The following is an 18,177-nucleotide window of genomic DNA, read 5'->3' on the forward strand; positions in this document are numbered from 1 at the left end:
AGTGTGGCCATGCCTCGATTCCGCGCGATCCTGGACACCATGCCGGCTTACAAGCCGGGCAAGGCCGTCACCTCACCCGACGGCCGGTCCTACAAGCTGTCCTCCAACGAGTCGCCGTACGACCCGCTGCCCTCCGTCGTCGAGGCGATCGCCGAAGGGGCGGGGCAGGTGAACCGCTATCCCGACCCGGCCGCGGTGAAGCTGACCGAGGCCATCGCCGAACGGCACGGCGTGCCGTTCGGCCACGTGGCGCTCGGCCCGGGCTCGGTCACCGTCGCGCAGGAGCTCTTCGCGACCGTCGGGGAGCCCGGCGCCGAGGTCGTCTACGCCTGGCGGTCCTTCGAGGCCTACCCGCTGCTGGCCGACCTCGCGGGCGTGAGGTCGGTCCGCGTCCCGCTCAAGGGCGAGGACCACGACCTGGACGCGATGGCCGAGGCGATCACCGGCCGCACGCGCATGGTCTTCGTGTGCAACCCCAACAACCCCACGAGCACCGCCATCCGCACCCGGCAGCTCGTCGCCTTCCTCGACCGCGTGCCCGAGGACGTGCTGGTCGTGCTGGACGAGGCCTACCGGGAGTACGTCCGCGACGCCGACGTGCCCGACGGGCTCACGCTCTACCGCGACCGGCCGAACGTCTGCGTGCTGCGCACCTTCTCCAAGGCGTACGGCCTGGCCGGGCTGCGCGTCGGCTACCTCATCGGGCACGAGCCGGTCGCCGCGGCCGTCCGCAAGGTGATCGTGCCGTTCGCGGTCAACCACCTCGCGCAGGTGGCGGCGATCGCCTCGCTCGAGGCGGAGGCCGAGCTGATGGAGCGCGTCGAGACCGTGGTGAAGGAGCGCAGCCGCGTGCGCGAGGCGCTCATCGCGCAGGGCTGGGAGGTGCCGCCCACCGAGGCCAACTTCGTCTGGCTCCGGCTGGGCGAGCGGACCATGGACTTCGCCGCCGCGTGCGCCGCCTCCGGCGTCGCGGTGCGGCCGTTCGCCGGGGAGGGCGCGCGGGTCTCCATCGGCGCGCCGGAGGAGAACGACGCCTTCCTGGAGGCCGCTCAGCGGTTCATGGCCGGCTCGGCCTCCGGCTGAGGCACGGCTCGCGGGCGTCGTTCCGTCGAGATGACGAGGGCGACGCCCACGACGATCACCAGGCCGCCGAGCATCACGGGCACCGTGACCCGCTCGCCCAGGACCAGGGCGCCCAGGACGACGGCCACCACCGGGTTGACGTAGGCGTACGTGGACACGAGCGAGATCGGCGCGTTGTTCAGCAGCCAGATGTAGGACGTGAAGCCCAGCATCGAGCCCACGAGGATCAGGTACGCCAGGCCCAGCCACGAGCCGGCCGACACCTGCGCCGGATCCAGGCGCTCGCCCAGCGTGGCGCCGATGACCGCCAGGCCCACGCCGCCGACCAGCATCTCGACCGAGCTGGCCGCGAACGGGTCCTTCGGCATCGGGATCTTGCCGGACAGGAACGAGCCGATCGCCCACGACAGCGACGCCAGCAGGATCACCACGATGCCGGTGGCGGAGCCGCTGGTGCCGCCTCCGCTCAGCGACAGCGCCGCGACGCCGCCGAACCCCACGAGGACGCCGGCGAGCGTGAGAACCTGGGGCCGGTCGCGGGCCAGGAGGCGGAAGACCACCAGCCACAGCGGGACGGACGCGACCAGGAGCGCGGCCAAGCCGGTGGAGATGTGCTGCTCGGCCACGGCGACCATGCCGTTGCCGGCCGTGAGCAGCAACAGGCCCACGACCGCGGCGCCGAGGAACTCCCTGCCGGTCATGCGGAAGATCGCCGTGCCCTTGCGGGCCAGGAGGAAGCCGCCGAGGATCACGGCGGACGCCGTGAACCGTATCGCGCCGTGGAGCAGCGGCGGCATCGTCTCGATGGCCACCTTGATGCCGAGATAGGTCGAGCCCCACACCACGTACACCAGCCCCAGCGCCACCCAGATGAGGATCGCCTTGCGGTTGTCAGTGGTGTTTTGTCCCATAGCTCATGACAATACCGATGGCGACCGACACATTCCCGAGCCACCCCCAAGCGCCCCGCCGTCCCCTTTTTCGCCTCCCTTGGGTCCCCAGCCCGTGCGGGCCGTGGTTCTGCGGCGGTGGGCAAGGGGGTACGGCGAGTGCCGGCACAGCCCAAAGGGCACCCCAAGCGGCCCGCCGCCCCTGGAAAGGGGAAGGGGGACGGCGGGCCTGTCGGAAGGGCTACCGCGGCCCGAGCTTCTCCACGATGAGCCGGTACAGCTGCCGGGGACGTCCCGGTTGCGGCGTGCGGTTCGGCGGAAGCGGCCACGCGAGTCCCTCGTCAACCAGCGTGCGCAGCAACCGCCGAGCCGTACGCGGCGTGACCCCGAGCATCCTGCCCGCGCTCTCCGCGTCGACCACGGTGTCCCCGCCCTCGAGCTTCGCCGCGAGCCGGGCCAGCACCTCGATGCCCTTCGGCTTGAGCGTCGTCGCCCCCGCCGGCGGCATCCTGGGCGCCGGGATGAGCGCCCTGCCTTCCCTGTCCACCGCGAAGCCCTGGGCCTGCTTGCCCGCCTGCGTGCGCGCCAGCGCCGCCCTGGCGTGCGATTCGGCGTCGTGCGTGGTGCGCCCCATGCCGACGCCCACCTCCACCGCCAGCCCCAGCTCGTCCCGGATCCGCGCCGCGAACGGCAGGACACGGAACCCGTCGGTGGCCGCGGTGATGGATCCCCGCGTGGCCGTCACCAGGTAGCTGTGGTCGTCGATGGGCCACACCGTGGCGTTGAGCCGGTTGGCCTCCTGCACCAGCAGCCGGTGCAGCGACAGCCGCAGCTCGTCGCGCCAGTAGCGCGGCGAGGCCCGCCGTACCGGCTCCCGGAGGGTCGGCACCTCGACCAGCACCACGGTGAGCTGCGACTCCTCCAGCCGGTGATGGGCGCCGAGCAGTGCGGCGGTGTGCAGCGCCGTCCGCACGGCGGCCGAGGTCGGCCGTACCCTGATGACCGGCACCCCGGCGCCCTGCAGCCGGTCCGCCACGGCGGGCAGGCACGTCAGCGCCCCGGTGGTGGTCCCTTGGCGGGCCAGCCGTTCATGGAAGGCCGCGATCGTCCCGGTCGCTCCGGGCTCGTCGCGGCTGTGCACTTCTGTTGTCGGAATTCCCAGATCTGTATACGCCTCCTCCACTTCCGCCCGGCTGATCACGTCGATGCTGACGCGCCGCGGGTCCATCCGCGGGTCTAGCGCCGCCTTGGCCAGCGCCGCTATCAGCGCCGCGCCGCCCAGCTGGACGAAGGTCGCCGGCATGGTGAGCACACCGGAACGCCGTGCCAGCTCGTAGGGGACCGGGCTGGCGAACAGGCATGCGTCCACCCCGGGGCCGAGCCTGGTCACCTTGTCGGCCGCCTCCTGCTCGTCCCGGTAGGCGGCGGCTACCAGGCGGCAGGGCAGGGGGGCGGCTGCGTGGCCCATGAGCATGACCCGTTCGACCAGGTCGTGTGGTCCGACCACGCCGATGGTGAGGTCCGGTGTCATGGCGCCCGGGCGTGACACTCGGGGAGGCTCTTCGGTCCGCTCGACCAATGTTCGTCCCATCCTGCCATCCGTTGCAGTCCTGTCGGCCGAGACCGCCGCGCCCGCCGGGCACGGCGGTCCCGTCCACACTCTCTTTTGGAACGATCGCTCGCGGGGGCCGTAATGTCACGCCCGACTTTTCCGGAAAGCCGGTCAAAGCCGGTGGCTGAAGGGTGGTTTCAGCAGGTCAACATGGTTTCTCAGGCGTCGGAAAACTCTCGAGTAATGTCCGCCCCGAGAGCCCGCATTCGGCCGGCGAGATAGGCGTGGCCGCGGTCGATGAGATATCCGGACTCGATGACCGTCTCGCCCTCGGCGGCCAGCCCCGCCAGCACCAGCGCGATGCCCGAGCGCAGGTCGTGGGCGGTCACCGTGGCGCCCTTCAGCGGCGTCGGCCCGCGCACGACGGCCCGGCTGCCGGTGACCTCGACGTTGGCGCCCATCTTGTTGAGCTCGCCGGCCAGCGCGAAACGCCCGTCGAAGATGCGCTCGTGGATGTAGCTGACGCCGTCGGCGAGGGCGGCCACGGTCATCATCGGCGACTGCAGGTCGGTCGCGAAGCCGGGGTAGGTGTCGGTGATGATGTTGATCGGCCGCAGCGGGGCCCGCGTGCAGGTGACGTGGAGCACCGCGCCCTGGCGGGCGAAGTCGACGCCCATCTGCTCCAGCTTGTAGCGCACGACGCCCAGGTCGAGGCCGGTGCCGACGAGGCTCAGCTCGCCGCCGGTGATCGCCGCCGCCATCGCGAACACGCCCGCGTCGAGCCGGTCGGGCATCACGGTGTGCTCGACGGCGTGCAATTCCTCGACGCCCTCGACCGTGATGAAGCCGGTGCCGCCGCCGCCGATCCGCGCGCCCATCTTGGTGAGCATGTCGATGACGTCGAGCACCTCGGGCTCCAGCGCGGCGTTCTCGATCACCGTGGTGCCCTTGGCCAGCGACGCGGCCATGATGAGGTTCTCGGTGCCGGTGTGGGAGGGTGTGTCGAGGTAGAGCGTGGCCCCGGTCAGGCCGGAGGCCTTGACGTGGATGACCGTCTCGCCCTCGTCGACCACCGCGCCCAGCCGCTTGTAGCCGAGGTAGTGGAAGTCGAGGTTGCGGCTGCCCAGGTTGCAGCCGCCGACCCCCTCGACGATCGCCTCGCCCAGCCGGTGCATGAGCGCCGGCGTGAACAGCACCGAGCCGCGGAAGCGCCGGGCGATCTCGGCCGGCAGCACGGCGCTGGTCAGCCGGGAGGCGTCGATGACGAGCGTGCGCTCGGCCTCGTGCAGCTCCACGTTGGCGCCCACAGCCTGGGCGAGCTCCACCGCGCGGCGGACGTCCTCGATGATCGGCACGTTGCGTAGCACGGTCCGGCCCTTGGCGGCGAGCAGAGCCGCGCCGATCATCGGGAGCACGGCGTTCTTCGCGCCCTGGATGAAGGCGGTTCCTCGCAGCGCGTTGCCACCGCGCACGCGGTAACGGACCATTTTCGTGCGGCTCCCGTGGGTAGGTATCGGTCAGGGGCCCACAGTAGTCGCTGTCATCCGCTGCGAAAGCCGAACTTGGCGGGAAACATGTGACGTCTGGGGATGTCCTATGCGCGAAAAGCGTGACCGGTGAGCCGTTCGTACACTTCCAGATAGCGCTGCCTGGTTTGTTCGACGATGGAGTCCGGCAACGGCGGTGGCGGATTGCCCGAGGACCTGTCCCAGTTCGCCGTCAGCCAGTCGCGCACGAACTGCTTGTCGAAGGACGGCTGCGGCCGGCCAGGCTGCCATTCGTCGGCGGGCCAGAAGCGGGAGGAGTCGGGCGTCAGCACCTCGTCGGCCAGCGTCAGCACGCCGTGCGCGTCCCAGCCCAGCTCGATCTTGGTGTCGGCCACGATGATGCCGCGCTCGCGGGCGATCTCGGCGCCCCTGTTGTAGACGGCCAGCGTGATCCGGCGCAGCTGCTCCGCCGCCTCGCCGACCTGCTCGCGGACCTGCTCGTAGGTGATCGGCTCGTCGTGCTCGCCGACGGGCGCCTTGGTCGTGGGCGTGAAGACCGGCTCGGGCAGCTTGGAGCCGTCGACGAGGCCCGGCGGGAGCCGTAGGCCCGAGACGGCCTGCTCGCGCTGGTACTCGGCAAGGCCGGCGCCGGCGAGGTAGCCGCGCGCCACGCACTCGACGGGCACCATCTTGAGCGGCATGCACACCAGGCTGCGGACGTCGGGTCCCCTGCGCAGGACGTGGTTGGGCACGATGTCGGCCAGCTGCTCGAACCACCACAGGGACAGCTGGGTGAGGATGGCCCCCTTGTCGGGGATCTCGGTCTCGAGGATGTGGTCGAACGCCGAGATCCGGTCGGAGGCCACAATCAGCAGGTAACCCTCGTCGGTCTGGTAGAGCTCGCGGACCTTGCCGGAGTGGATGTGCTTCACAGTGCGATGTCCGTTCGGTGGTGCGAGCCGCGCAGCTCGATCTTGCTTACCAGCTCGTAGGCGCTGCGCCGGGCGCTGTCCTGGTCGGGGCCGTGGCCGACGACCGTCAGCACCCGCCCGCCGTTGGAGACGATGTCGTCGCCCTGCCGCATCGTCCCTGCGTGGAGCACGTAGGCGTGCTCCGTGCTCGTCAGACCCTTGATCACGTCGCCCTTCACGGGGTCGCCCGGGTAGCCCTCCGCCGCGATCACCACGCACACGGCCGAGCCGTCCCTGAACCTCGGCTCCTCCTTCAGCGTGCCGGTCGCGCAGCTCATGAGCAGGCCCGCCAGCGGCGTCTGGAGCCGGTCGAGCAGCACCTGCGTCTCGGGGTCGCCGAACCGGGCGTTGAACTCCACGACCTTCGGCCCCTGGCTCGTGAGCGCCAGGCCCACATACAGCACCCCGGTGTACGGCGTGCCGCGCCGGGCCAGCTCCTCGACGGTCGGGCGGACGACCTCGCGCATCACCTGGTCGGTCAGGCCCTCCGGCGCCCAGGGCAGCGGGGTGTAGGCGCCCATGCCGCCGGTGTTGGGCCCCTTGTCGCCGTCGTAGGCGCGCTTGAAGTCCTGCGCGGGCTGCAACGGGACCGCGGTGTTGCCGTCGCACAGCGCGAACAGGCTGACCTCGGGGCCGTCGAGAAACTCCTCGATCACGACGCGCTCGCACCGCTCCGCGTGGCGGAGCGCCTCCTCGCGGTCGTCGGTGACCACGACGCCCTTGCCCGCCGCCAGCCCGTCGTCCTTGACCACATACGGCGCGCCGAACTCCGCCAGCGCCCGCTCGGCCTCCTCCCGGGTGGCGCAGACGCGGGCCCTGGCCGTGGGCACCCCGGCGGCGGTCATGACCTCCTTGGCGAAGGCCTTGGAGCCCTCGATCATGGCGGCGTCCTTGGACGGGCCGAAGACCGGGATGCCCGCCGCCCGCACCGCGTCGCTCACCCCGGCCACCAGGGGCGCCTCCGGGCCGATGACGACCAGGTCGGCGTCGAGGCCCATCGCCAGGTGCGTCACCTGCTCGGGGCTGAGCGGATCGATGTGGTGGACCACCGCCAGGTCCGCGATCCCGGCGTTGCCGGGGGCGCAGTGGAGCTCGGTCACCTCGGGGTCGAGCCGGAGCGAGCGGCACAGCGCGTGCTCGCGCCCGCCGGAACCAATCACAAGAACGCGCACGTGGCCCATTGTTTCAGCTCCCGCCCGGCGCCCGCTCGCCGCCTCCCTCGCCTGTGGACGACGCGCCCATGCGAGCGACGCCTGTGGATGGCGAGCCCTGTCCGGATGCGGCCACAATCTTGGGCGACTTCTGCCTGATCGCAGAGCCGGCGAGGAGTATCGTCGGTTTGGTTCTGCTCACCTGTGGTAAATTAGTGCAGCTTGCGGCGTCTCTTGTGATTGGAGGTGGTCCGGGATGAACCCTGGTGATCCCAGCAGTACGCGCTCGCTCGCGTACATCACGCATGCCCCCGACCACTCCAATCCGGCAGCCTGATCGTTGCTCCACGCCTTTCGTTGAACTGTGAGGTGATGACGTCCTGCGTCACGCGCGTGGAGCGTGCAAAGGTCGGGCGGAAAGGGACTGCTATGCGCTCGTCCACGCTTTTCCGTCGTAGCAACCGTCACTCGATCAAGCCGCACATCACGCCCTCGGTGGTCATGACCGAGCGTGTCCCGTGCGTTCCGCCCGTCGACTCCGTCGTGGAGTACGGCGCCTACATCGACGGCGAGCGGGTCTACGCCGACGGCATCGTCGCCTCCCTGGACCTGGTGCGCCGCCACAACCTGGCCGCCGACGGCCCCAAGGCGTTCGTCTGGGTGGGCCTGCACGAGCCCGCCGCGCACGAGGTGGAGTGGCTGGCCGAGGTGTTCGGCCTGCACCCGCTGGCCGTCGAGGACGCGGTCAAGGCGCACCAGCGACCCAAGGTCGAGCGGTACGGCGACTCGCTGTTCATGGTGTTGAAGACCATAGCTTTCCTGGACCACGACCAGCTGACCGCCACGAGCGAGATCATCGCCACCGGCGAGATCATGGTGTTCCTGGGGTCGGACTTCGTGGTGACCGTACGGCACGGCGCGCACTGCCCGCTGACCGAGGTGCGCGAGCGGCTGGAGGACAGCCCCGAGCTGATGAACCGCGGTCCCTCGGGCGTGCTGCACGCCATCTCCGACCACGTCGTGGACCGCTACCTCCAGGTGGCCGACCTCATGCAGCTGGAGCTGGAGGAGGTCGAGGCCACCGTCTTCGCCGACGTCAGCTCCCGCGACATCAACCGGATCTACCAGCTCAAGCGCGAGATGCTGGAGATGAAGCGCGCCATAACGCCCCTGCAGGCGCCCATGGCCGCCCTCCCGCAGCGCCGCGTCATCCCGAGCGAGATGCGCGAGTACTTCCGCGACGTCAGCGACCACCTGTCCCGGGTCTGCGAGCAGGTGGAGTCCTGCAACGAGCTGTCGAACTCGATCCTGCAGGCCGCTCTGGCGCGCTCGAACACCTTGGCCAACGAGGACATGCGCAAGATCTCGTCCTGGGTGGCGATCATCAGCGTGCCCACCATGATCGCGGGGATCTACGGCATGAACTTCGACTTCATGCCCGAGCTGAAGCAGGTGTGGGGGTACCCGGCGGTGCTGGCGGTGATGGTGACCGCGTGCACGTTGCTCTACCGCGGCTTCCGCCGTAACGGCTGGCTCTGAAGGGACTGCCGGGGGAGCGCGGCTCCCCCGTCCCCTTCCCTCCGGCCGGGTTCTAACCGAAGTAGCCGCCCGCCGCCGGGGTGGCCAGCAGCACGATGACGAGGAGCGAGCCCAGGGTCGCGAGTGCGAAGCGCACCAGGACCAGCGGGCGCAGCCAGGCGGGGAACCCGGTGCTTGCCGCGGCGATCACCGCCCGCGCGTCGATGTCCCGCACGGCGAGGTCGCCGGACTTCCTGAAGGCGGCCTCGGTGTACCGCGTGGCGAACACCTGGCCCGCGGTGACGAAGCCGACGACGACCAGGACGAGCGGTTCGGCGATCCACGACAGGATCCGGCCGGTCCCGCTTCCGGCGAGGTTGAGCGAGGCCAGGACGAGCAGGCACGCGCCGATGGCGAGCGCCAGGGCGAGTTCCCAGGGCTCCTCCTCGAACCTGATGCCGTGCCGGGCCAGGACCTCGGCCGGATGACCCTGCCTGGCGACCTCGGCCTCCGCCGCGCGCTGGGCCCTGCCGCCGGTGATCCATGCGGTGATCGGGATGACGAAGAAGGTGGCGGCGAGCAGCGTCTGCAGGGCGACGGCGACGGCGACGGGAAGGGGCATGGCGGGACCTCGCATGAGTTGAACTAAGTGCAAGAGCACCGTAGGGCCGTTGTTGAACTAAGTGCAAGCCCTCTCCTGAACTTTGTGCAGGACCGGTCCGGGCCCCTATCGTGACGCCATGCCGCGCGAGACCCTGACCAAGGACCAGATCATCCGGACCGCCGTCGACCTGCTCGACGACGAGGGACTGGAAGGCCTCAACATGCGCAGCCTCGGCAAGCGGCTCGGCACGGTCGCCACGGCGGTCTACTGGCACGTCAAGAACAAGGACGACCTGGTCCTGCTCGCCGGCGACCGGGTGTGGCAGGAGATCGAGCTGCCCGACCTGGCCGCGGTGGACTGGCGGACGGCGGCCACGCGGATGGCCACGGGCCTGCACGCGATGCTCGCCCGGCATCCGTGGCTGGTGCAGGCCTTCGGGTCCTACGTGTTCTACGGCCCCGGCAAGTCGCGCTACGACGATCACAGCCTCGCCGTCTACGAGGCGGGCGGCTTCGCCGGCGCCGAGGCGGACCGGGCGGCGGGCGCGGTCTTCACGTTCGTCCTGGGCAACGCCATGGGCACCGCCGCCATGGCCTCCCTCACCCGGCGGCTCGGCCGCGGCGGCGGGAACCCCGGGGAGCTGCTGCGGGACGTCATGGCGAAGGCGACCGAGATCGCGATGCCGTTCCCGCGCCTGCGCAGCCGCCTCATCGCCCCCGGCGAGTACGGCGAGGCGCCCGAGGGCACCTTCGAGCACGGCCTCCAGGCGCTCCTCGACGGCCTCGAAGCCCGGCTCGCCGCTCGCCGAGTCGCCACGGGGAGAAGCACAACCCCCGCGGAAAACTAGAATCCCGCCATGTTGCGTCCCGGAAGCCGGTCCAGGCCTGCCTGCTCAGCTGCACATCGGCTACTGTGGCCGGCCGCGGGCCTGTAACGTGCGCGTCCGGATTCATGGCCAGTCAGGCGGGCGGGGTCGTCAGCGGGAGGAGTAAGGAAGCAGAGCCATCTCCCGAGCGTTCTTGATGGCCCGCGCCACCTGCCGTTGCTGCTGGACGGTGACGCCTGTGACCCGCCTGCTGCGGATCTTGCCACGGTCGGAGATGAACTTACGCAGCAGGGCGGTGTCCTTGTAGTCGACGACGGTGACGCCGGCGAGTGGATTGGCCTTCTTGCGAGGGGCACGGCGGGGCTTCATGCGCTCTCCTTGAGGGTGATGAGGGGGACGAACGGATCTTCCAGCGGGGTTTCCGCCTCGTCAGGGGTGAGCAGGCAGGAGTCGAGCAGGGCGAGCAGGCGCTCGCGATCGAGGTCGGGGCCCATGAAGACCAGGTGCTGGACCCGGTCGCCGATGATCGGGTTCCAGTCGAGCGAGGCGATCAGGCGGCGGGCCGGCGACATCAGCTCCCAGGCGGCCTCGGGCAGCGAGATCAGCCACGGCCCGCAGTCCTCCACCGAGACGACCCCGGCGACGGCGTCCCAGGCGAGGATGCGGTCGGGCTGGGTGGCCAGCCAGAACCTGCCACGCGAGCGCACGGATCCGGTGGCCAGCTCGTCAACGGCGGCGAAGAAGCGGCCGGGATGCAGCGGTCGCAGGCGGCGCCAAACCACGGTGGTGATCTCGCCGGTCTGCGCGTCGCAGGGCAGCTGGGCGGTCGGTGGATCGACCCGCTCGGCCAGTTCCCTGGTGCACAGCGAGGCGCCGGTCACCTCGGGCAGTGCCTCGACGAAGACGGGCGTGCAGGGGGCCAGATGGGTGAGGATGGCGCGACTCAGGTCGCGGTCTTCGGTGTCGCCGCCGCGCAGGACCAGGGCGGTGGCGTATTCGAGCTGCCTGGCCAGCACCTCGGCCAGGTAGCGACGGTCTCCGGCGGCCGCCTGGTGGCCACTGTCGGCCAGGTTGTCGCCGCGCACGATGTCGACGGGCAGGTGCTCGGCGTCCAGCGCGGTCAGCACCCCGGTCAGCCGCAGCAGGTCGTGGGCCTCCTCGCAGTCGATCGCCTCGGCGACGGACCGGGGCTCGACCGAGTCCCACAGGTCGACGACGAGCAGCGTGGCCTGCCCGGCGTGGCGGACCAGCCAGGGCAGCAGGTCCTCGCGGACGGTGCAGGTGATGCAGCCGTGCGCCAGCCGTACCTCGGTGCGGTCGAGGACCCGGTCGCCGTCGCGTACCACCCGCTCGATCCGCCCTTGCGTGATCGCTTTCAGGTCGTGGTGGACGGAGAGGGCGCCGGGGTGCTCGCCCAGCAGTTGATCCACGACGGCGATGCGGGCCGGCGCATGTAGCCCGGCGACCAGGACGACAGGGGTGGACACGGGGCCTCCAGTTGCCAAAATGAAAACCGTTGTCATTATCATGGCACAGCGAGAGGAGCGGAATGTCCAGAAACGAACTGCGTCCGGTGATCAAGCTGAAGTCCACGGCAGGCACCGGCTACACCTACGTGACCCGCAAGAACCGGCGCAACACCCCGGATCGGCTCACGCTGCGCAAATACGACCCGATCATCCGCCGGCACGTGATGTTCCGGGAGGAACGATGACCCACTGCCAGCTCACCGGAGTCAAGCCGGTCTTCGGCAACAACGTCTCCCACTCCCACCGGCGCACCCGTCGCCGGTGGAACCCCAACCTCCAGCACCGCCGCTACTGGCTGCCCAGCGAGAACCGGCACGTACGGCTGACGCTCAGCACCCGAGCGATCAAGACAGTGGACAAGATCGGCATCGAGGCGGCCGTGGCCCGCATCCGCGCCCGGGGAGAGAAGGTCTGATGGCCAAGAAGAGCAAGATCGCCGCCAACGAGCGGCGGAAGATCGTCGTGGCTCGCTATGCCGTACGGCGGGCCGAACTGAAAGAGATCATCCGCACCGGTACCCCGGACGAGCGGGCGGCAGCCGTACGGGAACTCAACCGGCAGCCCCGCGACGCCAGCGCCACCCGCGTCCGCAACCGCGACGTCGTCGACGGGAGGCCTCGCGGGCACCTGACCAAGTTCGGCCTGTCGAGGGTGCGTTTCCGTGAGATGGCCCACCGGGGAGAGTTGCCCGGGATCACCAAGGCGAGCTGGTAGCGATGGCCGTTCCCAAGCGCAAGATGTCACGCAGCAACACCCGGCACCGGCGCGCGCAGTGGAAGGCGAGTGTCCCAGACCTGGTGCCGATCGTCGTGGCGGGCCGGGAGCTGCTGGTCCCGCGCCGCCTGGTCCGCGCTTACCAGAGAGGGCTGATCACCCCTTGACACGGGCGCGTGCGGCCCGGAGCGGTGCCCTGCCCAGGACTGGCCTTACAGGAGTCATCGAGAGAGCGACGACTGCGCACTTGGCCGGCTGCGGGCTGATCGCGTCCGGCAACCTGCAAGCCCTGACCGGGACCGGACGGCTGCCGGGCAGCTGGCCCGGGCCGGTGGGCGGCACGAGCCGACCGCCGCACTGGCGGACTCGCTCATCACCGAGCAGAACGAGCTGATCGCCGAGCTCGTCGAACACGCCGATCAGGCGTGATGGTCGTTGTGTGCCGGTCCCCGGCTTCCCACCCGCCGGCCCACGGTGACAGGATGCCGCCGTTCCCTGAGGAGCGGGGTCAGGGACGGTGGAGGCGGCGGCGGGTCAGGTGAGCGGTCAGGGCTGCCAGGGCGGTGAAAGCGCCCAGCGCCACGGCCACCTGGACGTCGTCGGCGCCGTCCGCGCCTCAGCTTCAGGCCCAGCAACCCACCGAGGAAGCCGAAGAGAATCGTGGACAGGTCGAAGGCGATGAGCACTGCCGGTGAGAGGAGGGCGTCCATGGCGCTGGCGTGGTCGGCGCCCATCATCTGTATGGACGGGCTGGAGAAGTAGTCGTCGCGGGCGTAGAAGAGGGGCGACAGCGGACCGGCGTACCAGGCCGAGTAGACGGCGTAGGCGATGACACTCAGGCGACGGGACCGGTAGCGGCCCGCTCAGAGGATCGCTTCGGCGATGAGCGCGAGGACGACGGTGAGCGGGAAGCTGATCGGCGGGTGGCCGGTGAGCATGAGGATGTCGGCGGTGATGATCGCGAAGATCGTGACCATCCCGGCGTGGCGGACCCGCGTGAGGAAGAGCATGAACGGGATCCCGCAGGCGACGATGCTCGCGGCGAGGGAGACGAGCATGACCACGGGGTTGATGAAGCGAGCATGCTGATGGCGTAGAGGGTGACGATGTACAGGGCGCCGAAGATCCCGATGGTGATCAGATCCCTGGGGCTCATGCGGAGAGTGAAGCGGGGCTGGTCGTGGGTGAGCGTGGTCATCGCGGTTCCTTACCGGGAGGGGATGAGCTGCCAGCCGCGGGCGCGGCGGCGTTCGTGCCAGAAGCGGGCGTAGGTGCCGCCGGCGGCGAGCAGGGTGTCGTGGTCGCCGTCTTCGGTGATGCGTCCGGCGTCGAGGACGAGGATGCGGTCGGCGGCGACGACGGTGGACAGGCGATGGGCGACGACGATGACGGTGCGGTCGCGGGACAGTTCGTGCAGGGCGTCGGCGACCGCGGCCTCGTTGGCGGGATCGAGCGCGGCGGTGGCCTCGTCGAGCAGCACGATGGGGGCATCCTTGAGCAGGGCGCGGGCGATGGAGACGCGCTGCTTCTCCCCGCCGGAGAGTGTGGATCCGGCCTCGCCGACCCGGGTCTCCCAGCCGTCCGGCAGCCGTTCGACGACCTCGTCGAGCCGGGCGATACGGGCCACGCGAGCGAGGTCGTCGTCGGTCGCGCCGGGGGCGGCCATCCGCAGGTTGTCGGCGATGGTGCCCTCGAACAGGTAGACGTCCTGGAAGACCTGCGCGGTCAGCCGCGAGACTCCCGCGGTGCCGAGCTCGCGCACATCGCGTCCGCCGATGCGGATGGCGCCCTCGTCGACGTCGAAGAAGCGGCCGATGAGCTTGAGCAGCGTGCTCTTGCCCGAGCCGGACGGGCCCACGATGGCGGTGAAGCTGCCCGCCGGGATGGTCACGGTGAGCCCGTCGATGACGGTCCGGCCCTCGTCGTAGCCGAAGCGCACGCCTGACAGCTCGATCCCGGTCCCGGAGGGTTCGGCGGGGTGCGCGGGCTCGGGCAGAGAAGGTACGGCGAGCAGCTCGCGTACCCGCCCGATCGCGTCGGCGTTGATCTGCACGTGCCCGGCCAGCTCACCGAGCTGCGAGATCGGCTCCAGCATGCGCAGGGTGACGATGAGCACCCCGGCCATGACGGCGAGCGCGACGGTGCCGTCCAGGGTCAGCGCGACCGTCAGCGCGATGACCGCGGTGACGACGAGCTGCAGGGTGCCGAAGAAGGCGATGAGCGCCCAGGCGCCGCGAATGGTCAGCCGTGACTGGGATCCTTCCTGGCGGGCCAGCGATTCCTCCAGGGTGCCCAGCTCGGGCCGGTCGAGCACGCCGTAGGCGCGCAGCGTGGGCTGCTGGCGGGCGTATTCGACGATGCGTGAGGCGCTGGCCCCGATGTCGTGCTCGTAGTCGTCGTCGTTGCGCCGCACCACGACCATGAGCAGGCGCAGGGCCAGCGCGCACGGCACAGCTCCGGCGGTGAAGGCCAGGCCGATCCGCCAGTCCAGCAGGTAACTCCCGGCGATGATCGTGACGGGCGTGGTCACGCCGACGACGACGTGGCGCAGCAGGTGCGCCGGGATGTTGGCGACATCCATCGTGCCCTTGCCGAGCAGGCGCCCGATGGGGCCGGTCCGGTCGGCGCGGAACCAGCCGATGGGCAGCGTCGCCAGGTGGTTGCCGATCCGCTCGTGGAAGCTGGTGAGCACGTCCGTGCCGATGATGTAGCCGAGCGAGGTGCTCCACGCCAGCAGCACATGGTGGACGGCTACCGCGGAGACGACCGCCGCCAGCCACCACCAGAAGGTGCCCGACTGCTCCATGAGCGCGGCCACCAGCGGCACCACGAACAGGAACGCCACCCCCTGCAGCACGCCCTGCCCGGCCTGGGCGGCCAGCATGATGCGCAGGTGACGGCGGCCACGCTCGTCGAGCAGCTCGAAAAGGTACTTGATCATGACTGGACTCCCACCCGGTCGTGCTCCCACAGCCGCGCGTACAGTCCCTCGCGGGCCAGAAGATCCTCGTGGCGTCCCCGCTCGACGATGCGGCCCGCGTCGAGCACGACGATCTGGTCGGCTCCCCGGATCGTGCTCAGCCGGTGCGCGATGACCAGCACGGTGCGATCGCGGGCGACCTCGCTGAGCGCGTCCTGGATGCGTGCCTCGTTCTCGGGGTCGGCGCTGGCGGTGGCCTCGTCCAACACGAGCACCGGCCGGTTGGCCAGGATCGCCCGGGCGATGCTCACCCGTTGCCGCTCGCCGCCCGACAGCTCCGCGTCCTCGCCGACTACCGAGTCCAGGCCGCGCGGCAGCTCGTCGAGCCGGGCGAGGATCTGCGCCTTGTCCGCCGCCGCACGCACGGCCGCGTCGTCGGCGTCCGGCCGCGCGAGGCGGATGTTGTCGCGGATGCTCATGCGCAGCAGGGCCGGGTCCTGGAAGACGAAGGCCACGTGCCGGTACAACTCCGCCTGGTCGATGGCTCGCAGGTCGACGCCGTAAAGCTCGACCGAGCCCTGCTGCGGGTCGTCGAAGCGGGGCAGGAGCTTGGCCAGGGTGGATTTGCCCGATCCGGACGGGCCGACCAGCGCGGTGACCGTCCCCCGTTCGAGGTCCAGGTCGATGCCGTCCAGCGCCACCGTCTCGCCGTATGCGAAACGAACCCCGCGCAGCCGTACCACCGGGCCTGGTGTGTCCGGGTCCGGCACGACCGGATGCTCGGGCACGGGCAGTTCTGCCGTGTCCAGCACCTCTCGGATGCCGCGCGCCACGGCCAGTGCCGTGACCAGCGGATGCACCGACATCAGCACCGTCATCAGCCCGGTCGTGGCAACCGTCCCGAACACGAGGAACGCGATGAAGCTCACCAGCGGCAGTTCACCTGCGGCGGTCAGCACGCCGCCCGCGCCCGCCACCACGACCATCACGCTCGGCGGCGAGAAGAGGATCTCGGCGAGGACGGAGGCCCTGGTCGTCGACCTGGCCCAGTCGAGGAAGAAGCGGGCGAAGTTCTGTGAGACGTCCCGGAAGCGGCGGCTGGCGACACCGGGGGCGCCGAACGCCTTGACCACGGCGATGCCGTTGACGAACTCCACCGCGGCGCCGCTGAGCCGGGTGAGCCACTGCATGAACTCCGGGTACTTGGTCCCGGCTCCGGCCATCGCCCGGCGGTAGAGGATCAGGCCGACGACTGTCGGGAGCAGGCTGATCAGCGCCATCCGCCAGTCGACGGTGCAGAGGTAGCCGACCGCGACGACCGGCGGCACCGCGGCGGCCGTGACCTCCACCACCGAGTGGGCGATGAGCTGGTGCAGCGCCGCGACGTCGTCCTCGACGGTCTTCTTGACCGTGCCGGAGTTGCGGTCGGTGAACCAGCCGAGGGGCAGCCTGCGCAGCTTGTGCAGCAGCTCACGGCGGATGCCGAACGACACCCGGATGTCGGCCAGGTGCGTCAGCACTCCGGCGCCGAACGTGCCGAGCTGCTTGACGGCCAGCGCTGCCAGCGCGATCCAGATGACCGGCCACACGCCGGCGTCACCGGCGAGCAAGCGGCGGCTGATCTCCACCACGGCGATCAGCGGCGCCATACCGGCAAGCGCGCTGACACCCGTCAGGATGGCGCAGCCGATCAGGGTGGCGCGAGCCGGGGCCAGGACCGAAGAGGTGCTCATCGGGCGGCCAAGGGGGGATTCATGGACTCTCCCAAATCTGTCAAAATGAAAACCGTTCTCGTTATCATGACATAGGCGGACAGCACGCACGTGACGCCCCGGGGGAACGACGACCGCCCTGGATCCGAAGCCAGGTGGCATGAACACGGCGGGGACCACCGGCTGCCGGTCGCCGACCACGTATCCGCCCGCGCGCAGCCGGTTTCGCCCGGATTGGCGCCGACGTGATCCTCGCCGCCCTGCGCTAAGGAGCAGACATGGACCCTTCCGCCATCGGAGCGGTGTTCGACCGGACCGGCGCCGACTTCTCGCGGCTGGCCCCGCACCTGTGGGACCCGATCGGCCAGGCGACGGTCGACGCGGCCGCCGTCAAACCCGGTGACCGGGTGCTCGACGTGTGCTGCGGCGCGGGCGGCTCCGCCGTACCCGCCGCCGTCGCGACCGGCCCCGACGGCAGCGTGGACGCGATCGACCTCGCCGACTCCCTGCTGGCGCAGGGCCGCGAACGCGCCTCGGCCGGTGGTCTGACACACCTGCGCTTTATCCGCGCCGACGCCACCACCTGGGAAGACTCCCCTTACGACGTGGCGATGTGCGTGCTCGGCGTCTTCATGCTGCCGGACATGGACGCCACCGCGTCCCGGCTGACCCGGCTGGTACGGCCAGGCGGCACCTTCGCCGTCACCACCTGGGCCAGCGGTGCACTGGAGAACTTCGGCATCGCGCTCTCGGACGTGGTGCAGCAGGTCCGTGGCAGCGAGCCGGGCTCACCGGCCAGCCGCGACTCCGTCACCAAGATAGCCACCGAGCAGAAGCTGAGCGACTGGCTGACCGGCCTGGGGCTGCGCGAGGTCAGGGTCAGCCGGGTGCCCCTGGCGCTGACCCTGACCGACGACCTGGCCTGGCTGCTGGTCGTCGGCAGCGGCTTCCGCGGCATGCTCGACGGGCTGGACGCGCCCGCACTGTCCCGGATCCGGGAGAATCTGCTCGCCACCCTGCGCGAACGGGGAATCGGTACGGTGGACGCGACGACGCTGGTCGGCGTGGGGCATCGCTGACGGGCATCGCTGACGTGCGGTGCCGCGGACGACGCCCGGTTCGCCGCCCGGAGAGGTAGGAGAGAGCATGTTGGGCCTTGGAAGCGGCCGGGGCGCCCGCTGCCGCGCCGGGAACACCACCAGAAAGCTCGGCCGGATGGA

General features: G+C 70.4%; 18 protein-coding genes and 1 pseudogene. 8 read left to right on the top strand and 11 right to left on the bottom strand.

The features are described from left to right. The first annotated feature begins 9 nt into the window (after nucleotides 1–9). A complete protein-coding gene (gene hisC, locus BSB02_RS01300; RefSeq protein WP_084955688.1) occupies nucleotides 10–1,083 on the top strand; it encodes a histidinol-phosphate transaminase in 1,074 nt (357 codons plus the stop codon). Here the strand turns inward: hisC and BSB02_RS01305 are convergent. From BSB02_RS01305 to purD, 5 genes are all read right to left on the bottom strand, one after another. Continuing rightward, entirely contained in the window at nucleotides 1,050–1,994 is a 945-nt protein-coding gene (locus BSB02_RS01305; protein WP_084955690.1) for an EamA family transporter, read from the bottom strand. The two genes, hisC and BSB02_RS01305, sit on opposite strands and share 34 nt — an antisense overlap. 220 nt (nucleotides 1,995–2,214) lie before the next feature. Beyond that, nucleotides 2,215–3,504, bottom strand: coding sequence for a GTP cyclohydrolase IIa (locus tag BSB02_RS01310; RefSeq protein ID WP_084955692.1), 1,290 nt, complete (start codon nucleotides 3,502–3,504; stop codon nucleotides 2,215–2,217). Nucleotides 3,505–3,743: 239 nt separating this feature from the next. Further along, the gene (gene murA / locus BSB02_RS01315) at nucleotides 3,744–5,012 is read right to left on the bottom strand and encodes a UDP-N-acetylglucosamine 1-carboxyvinyltransferase (RefSeq protein ID WP_084955694.1); all 1,269 of its coding nucleotides are present in this window, start codon (nucleotides 5,010–5,012) and stop codon (nucleotides 3,744–3,746) included. A 107-nt stretch (nucleotides 5,013–5,119) separates the two neighbouring features. Continuing rightward, nucleotides 5,120–5,944 (bottom strand): phosphoribosylaminoimidazolesuccinocarboxamide synthase, encoded by an 825-nt coding sequence (locus BSB02_RS01320; protein WP_084955696.1) that lies wholly within the window; start codon nucleotides 5,942–5,944, stop codon nucleotides 5,120–5,122. Then, complete coding sequence (purD, locus tag BSB02_RS01325) at nucleotides 5,941–7,155, bottom strand: phosphoribosylamine--glycine ligase (protein WP_084956249.1); 1,215 nt, start codon at nucleotides 7,153–7,155, stop codon at nucleotides 5,941–5,943. The genes BSB02_RS01320 and purD overlap by 4 nt, the downstream gene beginning before the upstream one ends. 480 nt (nucleotides 7,156–7,635) lie before the next feature. Here purD and corA point away from each other — a divergent pair, with 480 nt between their 5' ends. Continuing rightward, nucleotides 7,636–8,673: a magnesium/cobalt transporter CorA gene (corA, locus tag BSB02_RS01330; protein ID WP_240506091.1), complete on the top strand. Its 1,038-nt coding sequence runs from the start codon at nucleotides 7,636–7,638 to the stop codon at nucleotides 8,671–8,673. Nucleotides 8,674–8,725: 52 nt separating this feature from the next. On the opposite strand, the gene BSB02_RS01335 is transcribed toward corA, so the two are convergent. Beyond that, entirely contained in the window at nucleotides 8,726–9,274 is a 549-nt protein-coding gene (locus BSB02_RS01335) for a hypothetical protein (RefSeq protein ID WP_084955700.1), read from the bottom strand. Between the two features lie 118 nt (nucleotides 9,275–9,392). On the opposite strand from BSB02_RS01335, the gene BSB02_RS01340 reads away from it, so the two are divergent. Continuing rightward, nucleotides 9,393–10,103 carry a TetR/AcrR family transcriptional regulator gene (locus BSB02_RS01340; protein WP_084955702.1) on the top strand — a complete coding sequence of 237 codons (711 nt, stop codon included), beginning with the start codon at nucleotides 9,393–9,395 and terminating at the stop codon, nucleotides 10,101–10,103. A 129-nt stretch (nucleotides 10,104–10,232) separates the two neighbouring features. Here the strand turns inward: BSB02_RS01340 and rpsR are convergent, their stop codons facing one another. Both rpsR and BSB02_RS01350 read right to left on the bottom strand, forming a co-directional pair. Beyond that, nucleotides 10,233–10,451, bottom strand: a complete 219-nt coding sequence (gene rpsR, locus BSB02_RS01345) for a 30S ribosomal protein S18 (RefSeq protein WP_084955704.1) — start codon at nucleotides 10,449–10,451, stop codon at nucleotides 10,233–10,235. Continuing rightward, nucleotides 10,448–11,569, bottom strand: coding sequence for a GTP-binding protein (locus BSB02_RS01350; protein WP_240506092.1), 1,122 nt, complete (start codon nucleotides 11,567–11,569; stop codon nucleotides 10,448–10,450). The genes rpsR and BSB02_RS01350 overlap by 4 nt, the downstream gene beginning before the upstream one ends. Before the next feature lie 62 nt (nucleotides 11,570–11,631). Here BSB02_RS01350 and rpmG point away from each other — a divergent pair, with 62 nt between their 5' ends. From rpmG to rpmF, 4 genes are read left to right on the top strand one after another with little or no spacing between them, the layout of a single operon-like run. Beyond that, nucleotides 11,632–11,796 carry a 50S ribosomal protein L33 gene (gene rpmG / locus BSB02_RS01355; RefSeq protein WP_084955708.1) on the top strand — a complete coding sequence of 55 codons (165 nt, stop codon included), beginning with the start codon at nucleotides 11,632–11,634 and terminating at the stop codon, nucleotides 11,794–11,796. After that, nucleotides 11,793–12,026, top strand: a complete 234-nt coding sequence (gene rpmB / locus BSB02_RS01360; RefSeq protein WP_084955710.1) for a 50S ribosomal protein L28 — start codon at nucleotides 11,793–11,795, stop codon at nucleotides 12,024–12,026. Before rpmG ends, rpmB begins: the two co-directional genes overlap by 4 nt. Then, on the top strand, nucleotides 12,026–12,325 hold the full coding sequence (rpsN, locus tag BSB02_RS01365) for a 30S ribosomal protein S14 (protein ID WP_084955712.1): 300 nt from the start codon (nucleotides 12,026–12,028) through the stop codon (nucleotides 12,323–12,325). Before rpmB ends, rpsN begins: the two co-directional genes overlap by 1 nt. A gap of 2 nt (nucleotides 12,326–12,327) precedes the next feature. Further along, a complete protein-coding gene (rpmF, locus tag BSB02_RS01370; RefSeq protein WP_084955714.1) occupies nucleotides 12,328–12,492 on the top strand; it encodes a 50S ribosomal protein L32 in 165 nt (54 codons plus the stop codon). Between the two features lie 252 nt (nucleotides 12,493–12,744). Here the strand turns inward: rpmF and BSB02_RS41210 are convergent. From BSB02_RS41210 to BSB02_RS42840, 3 genes and pseudogenes are all read right to left on the bottom strand, one after another. Next, nucleotides 12,745–13,389 (bottom strand): annotated as a pseudogene (locus BSB02_RS41210) (MptD family putative ECF transporter S component). 143 nt (nucleotides 13,390–13,532) lie between these two features. Next, nucleotides 13,533–15,266, bottom strand: a complete 1,734-nt coding sequence (locus BSB02_RS01380) for an ABC transporter ATP-binding protein (RefSeq protein WP_206184456.1) — start codon at nucleotides 15,264–15,266, stop codon at nucleotides 13,533–13,535. Then, nucleotides 15,263–16,978, bottom strand: a complete 1,716-nt coding sequence (locus tag BSB02_RS42840) for an ABC transporter ATP-binding protein (RefSeq protein WP_206184457.1) — start codon at nucleotides 16,976–16,978, stop codon at nucleotides 15,263–15,265. Before BSB02_RS42840 ends, BSB02_RS01380 begins: the two co-directional genes overlap by 4 nt. Before the next feature lie 257 nt (nucleotides 16,979–17,235). Between BSB02_RS42840 and BSB02_RS01390 the strand changes: the two genes are divergently transcribed. Continuing rightward, nucleotides 17,236–18,036, top strand: a complete 801-nt coding sequence (locus tag BSB02_RS01390) for a class I SAM-dependent methyltransferase (RefSeq protein WP_084955716.1) — start codon at nucleotides 17,236–17,238, stop codon at nucleotides 18,034–18,036. The last annotated feature ends 141 nt before the right edge of the window (nucleotides 18,037–18,177 follow it).

This window comes from Thermoactinospora rubra (assembly GCF_002093975.1).
GTDB classification, from domain to species: Bacteria; Actinomycetota; Actinomycetes; order Streptosporangiales; family Streptosporangiaceae; genus Nonomuraea; species Nonomuraea rubra_A.